Here is a 13,155-nt window from a genome sequence, read left to right as displayed (position 1 = left end):
TGCATAAGTTGAATTAGTTAGTCCAAGGGGGCGAGAGAGAGAAATGACAGAAATAGTAGGAGAAATCGTAACATTAGTGATCATGGCAGCAGCACTGGGCATGGATGCCTTCTCGGTTGGACTGGGAATGGGGATGTATAAGCTGCGGCTCCGGAAGATCTTTGAAATCGGCATCCTGATTGGTTTATTCCATGTCATCATGCCGCTTTTGGGTATACTTGCCGGAAAACTATTATCGGAAAAGTTTGGAGCCCTCGCTTCTTGGATTGGGGGCCTCCTGTTAATTATATTAGGAGCGCAAATGATTTGGTCAAGCTTAAAGAAGGAAGCCGAAAGCGCCATTACTCCGGTTGGCTTTGGCCTATTGCTTTTTGCCTTAAGTGTAAGTCTTGATAGTTTCTCGGTCGGTTTAACGCTAGGAATATTCGGAGCAAAAACCATTTTAGTCATTTTATGCTTCGGCATTGTGGCAACCATACAAACATGGGCAGGCTTATTGCTGGGAAAAAAGGTACGGGGCTGGTTAGGAACCTACAGCGAAGCCCTGGGCGGGGCAATTCTGCTGGGATTTGGATTCAAGCTGCTAAGCACGTTTTTTTAGATAAAACTTGGTAAGACCATTTTTTTTAAAGACAATCCATATGGTAAAATAGAATATACAACCATACGGAAAGGGGGAACAGTGGATGCGGCACATTTTGTTTGTCTGTACTGGGAATACATGCAGGAGTCCGATGGCAGCGGCAATTTTAAAAAATAAAGCAATCGACGGTATGGAGGTTAAGTCTGCAGGGATCTTTGCGGCGAGCGGCAGTGATGCTTCAGAGCATGCCAAGCAGGTGCTCGTTGACAATCAAATTTCCTACAGCCATCAGTCACAGTCGTTAACGAGTACAGAGGTGGCCTGGGCCGATTTGATCTTAACGATGACAGGTTCCCATAAAATGGCGATTCAGCAGCAGTTTCCGCACGCAATTGAAAAAGTATTTACCTTAAAGGAGTTCAGCGGTGGTGAGCCGTTCGACCAGGACGTGATCGACCCCTATGGCGGAAGCTTGAAGCAATATGAGGAAACCTTTCGGGAACTAGAAAAACTAATTGATAGGGCGATTGAAAAAATAAACGAGTAAAGCTCTCTGTTTTAAAATAGAGGGCTTTTTATTTTTTGTACAGTTTGAATACTTTATATTTTTTAAGCAGTATGTCAAAATTAAGACAGATTTAGAATTCAGGAGGAATTGGACATGAGAGTGGCACTTGCATCTGACCATGGCGGCATCCATATTCGTAAGGAAATCGCCAATTTGCTTGATGAGTTGAAGATTGAATACGTTGATTTTGGCTGTGATTGTGAAACATCGGTTGATTATCCTGACTATGCCTTGCCGGTTGCGGAGAAGGTCGCAAGCGGTGAGTTTGACCGCGGTATTTTAATTTGCGGGACAGGTATCGGCATGTCCATCGCGGCTAACAAAGTGAAAGGGATCCGCTGTGCACTTTGCCACGATACATTCAGTGCAAAAGCAACGCGGAATCATAATGACAGCAACATGCTGGCGATGGGTGAACGTGTGGTCGGTCCTGGCCTGGCACGTGACATTGCGGCAGTTTGGCTGACTGGGGAATTCGAAGGCGGCCGTCATGCCAATCGTGTTGGAAAAATTACCGAGTACGAGGAGAAACATCTGTAAGGTCGGTGTTCCAGGGCCCGAAAGGCGAGGAAAAATCTATTCTCGGACAATGGGCATGGGTTCCATTGCCCAAAAGGCGTAAAAAAAGCTGTTGGCGGTCAAAGGGGTGGGCTTACCTTGCCCAAAGGGCGGTAAAAATCCTGTTTTTGGTCAAAGGTAGGGTGTTCCATTGCCCAAAAGGCGTAAAAAAAGCTGTTGGCGGTCAAAGGGATGGGCTTCCATTGCCCAAAAGGCTGTAAAAATCCTGTTTTTGGTCAAAGGGCTCATAAATTTACGTTGGCTTAGTTTCATAAGAAACTAATTATTATTGTTTGTTGACGTTTTTGTTTGTTTAGTTTTCAAAGAACAACTTTTAACGTATCGCCCGAAGCGACTTTATTAATATACCATCTATATAAATAGATGTCAACATAGTTTTAGTTTTTTCTTATAAAAAATCATACACTTTTTAAAACGGTAAATATTATTGCAAGAAACTAATTTTTCCGTGTTGATAGGGAGGGAGTATTTTGTCACATATTGTTAAATATATTGGCGTTTTTTGGGGGATTAGCTTTTATACAATTAGGGGGAAGTCTATAAAAAAGGGTGAGAATATGAAGAGGTTTCGGGCAGTACCGTATGAGTTGAAAGTTTTAAGAGTTTTATATCCCCGACAAGACTTTTCAGAAAAGGGAATGTTTAATTATTATACTGCTGAAAAGGGCTATGAAGGAGAATTAGAATTTGACAAGCTGACTAATACACTTCGTGGAGAACGCTATATTTTAAATGATCTACTTTTAAAACTTGGCAATACTTACTTTCAAATAGACACAACCGTTATTTCTCAATCTATTTTACACTTTTTTGAAGTGAAAAATTATGAAGGTGACTATTATTTAGACTCCGGTAAGTTTTATAAAATTCCTGGTGAAAAAGAAATAAAAAATCCATTCATCCAGCTAGAACGAAGTGAATCCTTAATGCGTCAGCTGCTTCAGCAAAATGGCTTTAAAATCCAAGTTAAGGGTTTCGTTTGCTTTGTTAACCCCGAGTTTTCTCTTTTTCAAGCACCTCGTGATCTTCCTATTATTCTTCCATCACAGCTTAACCGTTTTATAATCAATATGGATAAGCAGCCGTCAAAGCTAAAAAATGAATTTCATAAACATCTTGCTGAGACATTAATTTCTCTGCATCAAGAAAGGTCTCCATTTACTCAATTACCAGCATATGATTTTGAACATCTTAAGAAGATGGTTACTTGCCCAAGGAGTTATCATTTTATGAAACCTGTTGGTGGAAAAAGTTTTGTTTGTGCTAAATGTGGGTACAAAGAAGGAATTGAATCTGTCATTTTACGTCACGTCGAAGAATTCAGCCTGATTTTTCCGGAGAGAAAGATTACAACGCATGCAATTTATGTTTGGTGCGGGGGTTATATTGCTGAGAGTACGATTAGAAAGTATTTAAAGAAGCACTATAATTCAATTGGATTTGGTAGATGGGTATATTTTGAATAACTCATTTTAAAAGGAGGGAAACCTCTTTTTTTTATTAACAAAAAGAGACACTAGAACCTTTACATATGCTTTAATGTAATTTTTCCTAGATTGCAATTAGTGCCCTTTTACTTATCTCTACACTTAATTTTTTCTTTCAGACAACAGCTAGATCCTTTCTACTTGCTCTCTAAACAAAAATTTCTCCTCTAGACAGTAACTAGAGCCCTTCTACTTGCTCTCTAAATTTAAATTTCTCTCCCAGACAGCAACTAGACCCTTTCTACTTGCTCTCTAAACTTAAATTCCTCTTCCTGACAGTAACTAGACCCTTTCTACTTGCTCTCTAAATTTAAATTTCTCTCCCAGACAGCAACTAGACCCTTTCTACTTGCTCTCTAAATTTAAATTTCTCTCCCAGACAACAGCTAGACCCTTTCTACTTACTCTCTAAACTTAAATTCCTCTTCCTGACAGTAACTAGACCCTTTCTACTTACTCTCTAAACTTAAATTCCTCTTCCTGACAGTAACTAGACCCTTTCTACTTGCTCTCTAAACTTAAATTCCTCTTCCTGACAGTAACTAGCCCCCTTCTACTTGCTCTCTAAACAAAAATTCCTCTTCTAGACAGCAACTAGACCCTTTCTACTTACTTTCTAAACAAAAATTTCTTTCCCAGATAACAGCTAGCACTGCAGATCCGCCTCAACCATACAAAAAAAGGAACACCCTAAAGTGCTCCTTTTAATTAGTCTATTCCTCATCCTCAGCAGTTGGTGGTGTTTCAGCAGAGACCTCAATTGACTCTCCAGCATTCTCACCATCTTCTCCATAAGCAAGAGCATCCGCTTCTTCTTCCTCTTTTTCCACCTTGGCCACGGTAGCAACGAATTCATTTTCGTTTTCCCTTAGGCTGATGAGTTTTACACCTTGTGTGTTTCGACCCATAGTGGAAATGCCGGCAACATCGATTCGAATCAGCACGCCGCCTGTAGTGATCAGCATTAGGTCCTCATTACCAGTGACAGCTCTTACTGATACAAGATCGCCGTTTTTCTCGGTGACGTGGCATGTCTTAATTCCTTTACCGCCTCTGCCTTGAATACGGTATTCGGAGGCTTGCGTTCGTTTTCCGTAACCTTTTTTCGTTACGATTAAGATGTCATTATCTTCTTCTAAAACTTCCATGCCGACCACTTCATCATCGGCATCAAGGGTAATTCCTTTAACACCAGTAGCGGTGCGGCCCATTGACCTTACATCGTCTTCTGGGAAGCGAATCAGCATACCTTTTTTCGTACCGATGATAATATGCTTGTTTCCGTCAGTTAAACGAACGGAAATTAGTTCATCACCATCACGCAGATTCACGGCAATTAGGCCATTATTGCGGATATTCGCAAAAGATGTTAATGGAGAACGTTTAGAAATTCCCTCTTTTGTTGTAAAGAATAAGAACCAGTCATCGACAAATTCCTCTACTGGAATAATCGCATTGACCCATTCGCCTTTATCAATTCCCAGCAGGTTGATAATCGGAATACCTTTAGCCGTACGGCTGAACTCCGGAATTTCGTACCCCTTCGAACGATATACCTTCCCTTTGTTAGTAAAGAAAAGGATCGTATCATGGGTGGAGGTGGTGATTAAATGTTCTACAAAGTCATCTTCATTTGTCCCCATTCCCTGGATCCCGCGGCCTCCGCGCCTTTGCGCCCGGTAAGTGGATACCGGCAGACGCTTAATATAACCGTTATGGGTTAAGCTGATCACGATATTTTCGCGTGGAATCAAGTCTTCATCTTCAATATTTTCAATGCCGCCAGCAACAATCTCTGTACGACGCTTATCATTGAAGCGCTCCTTAACCTCTAATAATTCTGCGCGGATGATTTCAAGAACTTTTTCTTCATCTGCTAAAATCGCTTTTAATTCTGCAATCAGCTTGACTAATTCCTGATATTCTTCCTCAATTTTTTCACGTTCCAAGCCTGTTAAACGCTGAAGACGCATGTCCAGGATTGCCTGTGCTTGTTTTTCAGAAAGGCTGAATTGCTCCATTAATCCCGTACGGGCAATATCAGTGGTTTGAGAATTACGGATAAGTGTAATAATTGCATCTATATGGTCTAGGGCTATTCGCAAGCCTTCTAAAATATGAGCTCTTGCTTCCGCCTTTCGAAGTTCAAACTCTGTCCTGCGGCGAATGACCACTTTCTGGTGATCCAAGTAATGCATTAAGCATTGTTTTAAGCTCAATACCTTAGGGTGCCCATTAACAAGAGCTAAAGTGTTAATGCCGAAGCTTGTCTGTAAAGCTGTTTGTTTATATAAATTATTAAGGAGGACATTGGCATTAGCGTCTTTACGAACCTCAATGACGATGCGCATCCCTCTGCGGTCAGATTCATCTCGAAGGTCTGTAATACCCTCTATTTTTTTATCACGAGCAAGCTCGGCAATTTTTTCGATCAGTTTTGCTTTATTTACTTGGTATGGCAGCTCATTTACGATGATAACTTCTTTGCCATTTGATTTTTGTTCAATTTCTACTTTAGCTCGTAGCGTGATAGAACCGCGGCCTGTTTCGTAAGCTTTACGAATCCCGCTGCGGCCGATAATGAGTCCTCCAGTTGGAAAATCAGGACCCGGGATAATTTCCATCAGTTCCTGAGTCGTTATGCCAGGATCATGACTAACTGCCATTACGCCGTCAATGACTTCTCCAAGCTGATGCGGCGGAATATTAGTCGCCATCCCAACAGCAATACCGGTGGTTCCATTAACCAAAAGATTGGGGAACCTTGCCGGAAGAACAGCAGGTTCTCTTTCTTCGCCATCATAGTTATCTTGAAAATCAATCGTATCTTTGTTAATATCTCTTAATAATTCCATCGAGATTTTGGACATTCTTGATTCTGTATAACGCATTGCCGCAGCGCCATCACCGTCAACGGAACCAAAGTTACCGTGACCATCGACAAGCATATAGCGATAGCTAAAGTTTTGGGCCATCCTGACCATGGTTTCATATACTGCAGAATCACCATGCGGGTGATATTTACCAATTACATCCCCAACGATACGGGCTGACTTTTTGTACGGTTTATCTGCATGGATGCCAAGGTCATGCATTGCATATAAAATACGGCGGTGAACCGGCTTTAACCCGTCGCGAACATCTGGAAGGGCACGGGAAACGATAACACTCATTGCATAGTCAAGAAAGGACGTTCTCATCTCCTGACTAATATTAATCTCTTTTACTTGAGGATTTGGTGTTTCAGCCATACTTAAGTACCTCCTAATAAAGGTAATAAAAAACCTTAAACTATTTCATAAAAATCTTTATTAAAAGAAAAGGAGGATAGTGGACCACCCTCTATCCCTTTTTAAATATCTAAGTTCTTCACATATTGGGCATTTGTTTCAATAAAGTTCCGACGAGGTTCTACCTTATCTCCCATTAACATTTCAAATGTTTCGTCTGCTTCTATGGCGTCTTCAAGGTTAACCTGAAGCATCGTCCTTGTAGCTGGGTCCAACGTAGTTTCCCATAGCTGCTCCGGATTCATCTCACCCAAACCTTTATAGCGCTGAATGTTAGGTTTCGGTGAACTTGGCAGCTCGCTGAAAATCCGTTCAAGCTCTTTATCATTATAGGCGTACTCAATCCGCTTGCCTTGCTGTACTTTATATAACGGAGGCTGGGCAATATAAACATAACCCGCTTCGATAATATTGCGCATATAGCGGTAGAAGAAGGTCAACAGCAGAGTACGAATATGGGCGCCGTCGACATCCGCATCGGTCATGATGACGATTTTATGATAACGTGCCTTTGCAATATCGAAGTCTTCTCCAATTCCTGTTCCCACTGCTGTAATCATCGCTCTTACTTCGTTGTTAGAAAGAATCTTATCAAGACGAGCCTTTTCAACGTTTAGAATCTTCCCCTTTAACGGCAGGATCGCCTGGAAATGCCGGTCACGTCCCTGCTTCGCTGAGCCGCCCGCAGAATCACCCTCAACGATATATAATTCACTTTCCGAAGGGTCCTTAGAGGAACAGTCTGCCAGCTTTCCTGGTAAGCTTGAAACTTCAAGAGCACTTTTTCGACGCGTTAGTTCTCTCGCCTTTTTGGCTGCCAGTCTTGCTCTCGCAGCCATAAGGCCTTTATCAACAATTTTTCGGGCTACTGTTGGGTTTTCTAATAAAAACTTCTCAAAGTGGCTGGCAAAAATCGTATCCGTAATGGCTCTTACTTCAGAGTTGCCTAACTTTGTTTTCGTTTGCCCTTCAAATTGCGGATCCGGGTGCTTAATCGAGACAATCGCTGTTAACCCTTCCCGAACATCTTCACCAGAAAGGTTCGTATCAGCCTCTTTAATCAAGCCATTCTTTCTGGCATAGTCATTAATGACCCTTGTTAAAGCAGTTTTGAAGCCTGACTCATGTGTTCCGCCTTCATACGTGTGAATATTATTGGCGAAAGAGTATATGTTATCTGTATAGCCCTCATTATACTGAAGCGCAACCTCAACACTAATACCGTCACGTTCCCCTTCAATATCAATCGGTTCTTCATGAATCACTTCTTTTGTGCGGTTTAAGTGCTCTACATATGATTTAATACCGCCTTCGTAGTGATATTCATTTCGTTTATTTTCTTCACGCTTATCTTCAATCGTAATTTTTAGACCGCGATTTAGAAAGGCAAGCTCACGAATACGAGTCGCAAGAATGTCATATTCATATTCTAATGTTTCAGTGAAAATTTCCCCATCCGGTTTAAAATGGGTAACCGTACCCGTCACATCTGTTTCGCCAATTACTTTTAGATCGGCAGCGGGGACACCTCGTTCATATTTTTGATAATGGATTTTTCCATCACGATGAACGAAAACCTCCAAAAATGTGGAAAGGGCGTTAACAACCGAAGCACCTACACCATGTAGACCACCAGAGACTTTATATCCGCCGCCGCCAAATTTTCCTCCGGCGTGGAGAACGGTCATAATGACTTCAACTGCCGGCCGGCCCATTTTTTCTTGAATGCCAACCGGAATACCGCGTCCATTATCTTTAACCGTAATGCTGTTATCTTCTTCAATCGTGACATTGATTTCAGTACAAAAGCCTGCTAGCGCCTCGTCAATACTGTTATCAACAATCTCCCAAACGAGGTGATGGAGCCCCTTACTGCTAGTTGAACCGATATACATTCCAGGTCTTTTACGAACAGCCTCAAGTCCTTCTAAAACCTGTATTTGATCAGCATCATAGACTTGCTCCTGAACTGCTTTTTGATCCATTGTCACTTGATTCACCTGCACTTTCTAACATTAAGTAAATCTATATTTTTAAAAAATAAATCTATAATAATTCCTGCATATTTGTTTGAGTCGAACGCTTCTTTAAGGTTCCTGAAGCTATAGGGGATAAATAGACATACTGATCTGTTACGATGACTGATTTAAAAGGGTTTTTAGATAAATTCATTATCTTTTCCTTATGTTGTATAAGGAATTCCTCCAATATTTCCGAATTCTGGACACATTCCTTATCCAATACGGTAATGATATCCTTTACCCTGATATTAAGGTCTTCACCGATATGAATATACATATTCCACCTCTAGTTTTAAGAATTTCCCATCCAAAGCTATGCTTTTCTCATAACACCAGAAGCAACCTCAAATGTTGAGGCACCTTTTAATGTTTGATGGTCAATTCCGTCTACACTTGTGGTCGTAACAAATGTTTGCACTTTTCCTTGAATCGTATTTAATAAATGAGATTGACGATAATCATCTAATTCTGACAAAACATCATCTAAAAGAAGGATTGGATACTCGCCAATTTCAGCATGAATCAATTCAATTTCCGCAAGCTTGACAGATAATGCAGTGGTTCGCTGCTGGCCTTGCGACCCGAACGTTTGTACGTCTCTATCATTCACAAAGAACAATAAATCATCACGATGAGGGCCAAACAATGTTGTCCCCCGCTCTATTTCTCTATTTCTAACTTTTCCAAACTTTTCTTCAAAGCTTGCTACCATTTTCGACAAGTCTTGCTCTTCTAATACCTCAACAGACGGTTTATATTGAATTTCAAGTGTCTCAAGCCCTCTGGAGATGCCATGATGAATCGGTTTGGCCCAGTTTTGGAGCAGCCGCAAAAACTCAAACCTCTTTGTGACAATTTTCACAGCCATTTGAATGAACTGCTCTGTTAAAATTTCGAGCATCGCTTGATCTGTCTGCTTTTTGATTTGCATCATCTTTAAATAATGATTACGCTGCTGGAGAATTTTTTGATATTGGCTCATATCATGTAAATAAATAGGGGATACCTGGCCAATCTCCATATCAATGAATCTTCTTCGAACCTGAGGGCTTCCTTTGACTAGATTAAGGTCTTCGGGAGCAAACATGACCACATTCATATTGCCAACATATTGGCTCAATTTTTGCTGTTCAATATGGTTGCATTTCGCCTTTTTACCTTTTTTGGATATTACTAACTGAAGAGGCAATGAGCTATGCTGTTTTTGAACCCTACCCTCTATTTTAGCATAATCTTGGTCCCAACGGATAAGTTCTTTATCATTTGAAGTTCTATGTGACTTTGCCATAGCTAAAACATAGATGGATTCCATGACATTTGTTTTTCCTTGAGCGTTTTCACCTAAGATGACATTTACTTTATTTTCAAATTCCACGAATAATTCTTCATAATTACGATAATTTTTTAAGCTTAATGATTCTATATACATGTGAACGTCATCCTCTAATTATTCGGTAATTACAAATTCACCGAAGCCGGGAATTTCAACTTTGTCGCCCGCTCGAAGCTTCCTTCCTCTTCGCTGATCCTGTTCACCGTTAATGAAAACCTCATGTTCACTTAGAAACCATTTGGCCATACCGCCTGACTGAATGATCTCAGCCAGCTTCAAAAATTGGCCTAATGTAATAAATTCCGTGTCCAGTTTGATTTTTTCAGGCAAATCTTCACCCTCATTCTTCAATGTCTTAATACTTTATTTTACTAAAAATTAAACCTTTTTACAAAAGATACTCAAAAAAGCAAAAGCGCCCGTTAGCAGCTGCTGGACACTTTGAAAAAAGCCACCGTTTTCATATCTGGTGGCTTTGGGATTACTTAGTACGTTCTTACAGGTAAAATAAGCTGCAGGATACTTTCGTCATTTAACGGACGGATGACAAATGGACGCATCGCTCCTGTAAAGCTAATGGAAATATCTGTTCCTTCCAGTGCTTTTAGAGCATCCATCATATACTTTGCACTAAAGGAGATTTTTAACTCTTCCCCGGTAACTGATTCACTTTGAACTTCTTCCACTACTTTTCCGATTTCTGGTGTATTAGAAGAAATTTCGATAACTCCGTCGTCGTGAGCCGCCAGTTTTACCACATTATTTCTTCCTTCACGGGCAAGAAGGGATGCACGGTCAATTGCATGCAGAAATCCCTTTGTATTTACTGTAATATCTGTTTTGCTTTCCGCTGGGATTAATCTCGAAGTGTCAGGGTAGTTACCTTCCAATAATCTTGAGAAAAACAATAAATGTTTCGCTTTAAATAAAATTTGATTTTCAGTAATAACGATATCAATCATCTCATTTGAATCATCAATGATTTTACTTAGCTCATTTAAACTCTTTCCTGGAATAACAATATTATAGCTTGCATCATGGTCCGTTTCGATTCTAGCCTTTCGTAGTGCCAGGCGGTGGCTGTCTGTTGCAATACAGTTTAGTTCCCCATTTGTGATGTTCCAGTTTACACCTGTCAAGATGGGACGTGTTTCTGAAGTCGATACAGCAAAATGGGTTTGCCGAATCATTGCTTTTAAGAGATCAGTAGCAATCTGAAATTTATTATTTTCCTCTATTTGCGGCAAGTGAGGATATTCTTCAGCATCAAGACCGATTAAGTTAAATTCGGATTTACCTGAACGAATAACCGTTTGCAAGTGATTTAACACTTCAATTTCAACAAAATCCGTTGGCAGTTTTTTTACAATCTCGCTGAAAAATTTTGCTTGAAGAACAATAGCTCCAGGCTGTTTGATTTCAACAATTTCATCGCCAGCTTCTTCTTTAGGTATAAATGATTCAATTGATATATCCGAATCACTTCCGGTTAATGTTACTCCCTCAGTGGTTGCAGTCATTTTAATCCCCGTCAGGATTGGGATAGTTGTTCTGGAAGTGACTGCCTTCATAACATCTTGAACACTTTGTACGAGACGGTCCCGCTGAATGATAAATTTCATTTTTTAATCCTCCGTTTAAGCATATTTTTTTAGCAGTAACATATAATAATATTTTTTAAAAAAATAGAAGAAGTACTAGTAGGGCTTGTTAACATGTGGATAACTCGTTTTTACAATGGAAACACAGCCTATCCACATGTGGACAGACTGTGCATATATCACAAGCGGTTATTCACATTTTCAACAGATAAGCTAAATCTTATAAAGGCTCAGCTTGCAATCTTTTTACACCTTTAATAGTTCATTGAGTTCTTTTACTTGTTTTTGAAGCTGCGAATCTGTCTGTAGCAGCCTAGAAATCTTTTCATGGGCATGAATGACGGTTGTATGGTCTCTGCCGCCAAACTCTTCCCCTATTTTTGGCAAAGAATAGTCGGTTAATTCACGAGACAGGTACATCGCAATTTGCCTTGGGAATGCAACTGTTTTTGTCCGTTTTTTCGCCTTAAAATCCTCAAGTTTTACGTTATATTGCTCGCCAACAACCTTTTGAATTTCATGAATGGTAATGACCTTCGGCTTTGAACTAGGAATGATGTCCTTTAAAGCCTCTGCTGCTAAATCAGCATTGATATCCTTATTAATCAGCGATGAATAAGCCACAACACGGATTAATGCCCCTTCAAGCTCACGAATGTTTGAATCGATTTGGTTAGCAATATAAAGCATCACTTCATTTGGAATATCCAAGCCGTCTGCCTTGGCTTTTTTCCGCAAAATCGCAATCCTTGTTTCTAAATCGGGCGGAGTTATATCAGTAATTAACCCCCATTCAAACCTCGATCTTAAGCGGTCTTCTAATGTTGGAATTTCCCTTGGCGGCCGGTCACTGGAAATGACGATTTGCTTACTTTCTTCATGCAGGCTGTTAAAGGTATGGAAAAATTCCTCTTGGGTCGATTCTTTTCCAGCTAAAAATTGAATATCATCAATTAGCAGTACATCAACATTACGATATTTATTACGGAAACTCTCTGCGCGATTGTCCCGGATTGAATTAATAAATTCATTGGTAAACTTTTCAGAAGACAAATAGACTACTTTTGCTGATGGATTATGCTCTAAAACATAATGTCCAATGGCATGCATTAAGTGCGTTTTTCCGAGCCCAACGCCTCCATAAATGAACAGCGGATTGTAGGCTTTAGCCGGTGCTTCCGCTACGGCAAGTGAAGCAGCGTGTGCAAAGCGGTTACCGGAACCAATGACAAATGTATCAAATGTATATTTAGGAATTAGTACACTGGTTGGAAAATCGTTTTGATCGTCATCCTTTTTTGCCTTTTTTGGCGGTGTTTTAATTTCAATTTCTTCCTCTTTTTGATCTTGCGGAATAATAAACTTTGCCGATAAGTTTTCACCGGTTATTTCATATAAAATATCTGAAATTAATTTAGAGTAACGCTCCTCCAGCCAATCGCGAGCAAACTCATTTGGAACATTTATGACAAGCAGATCGCCTTGAAGGGAATGGGCTTTGGTGGATTTTAGCCATGTTTCAAAGCTGGGCTTGCTTATTTTCTTTTCAATATTGGAAAGAGCCGCCTGCCATAGGTCCGCAATATTTTCCAACTACTTTCCCTCCCTTTTTTAAAAGATTCTCAAAGTTCTCTGTGTCCTACTTCATTAAAACAAAAACAATCGTCCGATCTGTTGGCTTTTAAAGCACGTT

Annotated in this window: 11 protein-coding genes; 4 read left to right on the top strand and 7 right to left on the bottom strand. The window is 40.2% G+C overall.

The genetic code is table 11. The annotated features are described in order from the left end of the window. Positions 1-43 precede the first annotated feature (43 nt). The 4 genes from IE222_RS07375 (at position 44) to IE222_RS07360 (ending at position 3,196) form a co-directional block, all read left to right on the top strand. The gene (locus IE222_RS07375) at positions 44-601 is read left to right on the top strand and encodes a manganese efflux pump MntP (RefSeq protein ID WP_191271305.1); all 558 of its coding nucleotides are present in this window, start codon (positions 44-46) and stop codon (positions 599-601) included. 85 nt (positions 602-686) lie between these two features. Beyond that, entirely contained in the window at positions 687-1,130 is a 444-nt protein-coding gene (locus tag IE222_RS07370) for a low molecular weight protein arginine phosphatase (RefSeq protein WP_191271303.1), read from the top strand. Between the two features lie 114 nt (positions 1,131-1,244). Next, a complete protein-coding gene (gene rpiB / locus IE222_RS07365) occupies positions 1,245-1,691 on the top strand; it encodes a ribose 5-phosphate isomerase B (protein ID WP_191271301.1) in 447 nt (148 codons plus the stop codon). A 596-nt stretch (positions 1,692-2,287) separates the two neighbouring features. Then, entirely contained in the window at positions 2,288-3,196 is a 909-nt protein-coding gene (locus tag IE222_RS07360) for a nuclease-related domain-containing protein (RefSeq protein ID WP_223282617.1), read from the top strand. A 734-nt stretch (positions 3,197-3,930) separates the two neighbouring features. On the opposite strand, the gene gyrA is transcribed toward IE222_RS07360, so the two are convergent. The 7 genes from gyrA to dnaA form a co-directional block, all read right to left on the bottom strand. Further along, positions 3,931-6,468 carry a DNA gyrase subunit A gene (gene gyrA / locus IE222_RS07355; RefSeq protein WP_191271297.1) on the bottom strand — a complete coding sequence of 846 codons (2,538 nt, stop codon included), beginning with the start codon at positions 6,466-6,468 and terminating at the stop codon, positions 3,931-3,933. 101 nt (positions 6,469-6,569) lie between these two features. Continuing rightward, positions 6,570-8,492, bottom strand: coding sequence for a DNA topoisomerase (ATP-hydrolyzing) subunit B (gene gyrB / locus IE222_RS07350; protein WP_191271295.1), 1,923 nt, complete (start codon positions 8,490-8,492; stop codon positions 6,570-6,572). A gap of 61 nt (positions 8,493-8,553) precedes the next feature. Then, positions 8,554-8,805 (bottom strand): extracellular matrix regulator RemB, encoded by a 252-nt coding sequence (remB, locus tag IE222_RS07345; protein WP_191271293.1) that lies wholly within the window; start codon positions 8,803-8,805, stop codon positions 8,554-8,556. Positions 8,806-8,841: 36 nt separating this feature from the next. Then, a complete protein-coding gene (gene recF / locus IE222_RS07340; protein WP_191271292.1) occupies positions 8,842-9,957 on the bottom strand; it encodes a DNA replication/repair protein RecF in 1,116 nt (371 codons plus the stop codon). Between the two features lie 18 nt (positions 9,958-9,975). Continuing rightward, positions 9,976-10,191 (bottom strand): ribosome maturation protein RlbA, encoded by a 216-nt coding sequence (gene rlbA / locus IE222_RS07335; protein WP_191271290.1) that lies wholly within the window; start codon positions 10,189-10,191, stop codon positions 9,976-9,978. 155 nt (positions 10,192-10,346) lie between these two features. Further along, entirely contained in the window at positions 10,347-11,483 is a 1,137-nt protein-coding gene (gene dnaN / locus IE222_RS07330; protein WP_191271288.1) for a DNA polymerase III subunit beta, read from the bottom strand. Positions 11,484-11,708: 225 nt separating this feature from the next. Then, positions 11,709-13,055 (bottom strand): chromosomal replication initiator protein DnaA, encoded by a 1,347-nt coding sequence (dnaA, locus tag IE222_RS07325; RefSeq protein WP_191271286.1) that lies wholly within the window; start codon positions 13,053-13,055, stop codon positions 11,709-11,711. Positions 13,056-13,155: the final 100 nt, after the last annotated feature.

Origin of the sequence: Neobacillus kokaensis (genome assembly GCF_014656545.1) — a bacterium.
GTDB classification, from domain to species: domain Bacteria; phylum Bacillota; class Bacilli; order Bacillales; family Cytobacillaceae; genus Neobacillus; species Neobacillus kokaensis.
The sequence above is the reverse complement of the archived record's forward strand: the minus strand, read 5'-3'. Positions and strand labels throughout refer to the sequence as shown.

Coding starts and splice junctions, on each gene's coding strand:
- IE222_RS07375 (WP_191271305.1), top strand. CDS start 44: ATGACAGAAATAGTAGGAGAAATCGTAACATTAGTGATCATGGCAGCA.
- IE222_RS07370 (WP_191271303.1), top strand. CDS start 687: ATGCGGCACATTTTGTTTGTCTGTACTGGGAATACATGCAGGAGTCCG.
- rpiB (WP_191271301.1), top strand. CDS start 1,245: ATGAGAGTGGCACTTGCATCTGACCATGGCGGCATCCATATTCGTAAG.
- IE222_RS07360 (WP_223282617.1), top strand. CDS start 2,288: ATGAAGAGGTTTCGGGCAGTACCGTATGAGTTGAAAGTTTTAAGAGTT.
- gyrA (WP_191271297.1), bottom strand. CDS start 6,468: ATGGCTGAAACACCAAATCCTCAAGTAAAAGAGATTAATATTAGTCAG.
- gyrB (WP_191271295.1), bottom strand. CDS start 8,492: ATGGATCAAAAAGCAGTTCAGGAGCAAGTCTATGATGCTGATCAAATA.
- remB (WP_191271293.1), bottom strand. CDS start 8,805: ATGTATATTCATATCGGTGAAGACCTTAATATCAGGGTAAAGGATATC.
- recF (WP_191271292.1), bottom strand. CDS start 9,957: ATGTATATAGAATCATTAAGCTTAAAAAATTATCGTAATTATGAAGAA.
- dnaN (WP_191271288.1), bottom strand. CDS start 11,483: ATGAAATTTATCATTCAGCGGGACCGTCTCGTACAAAGTGTTCAAGAT.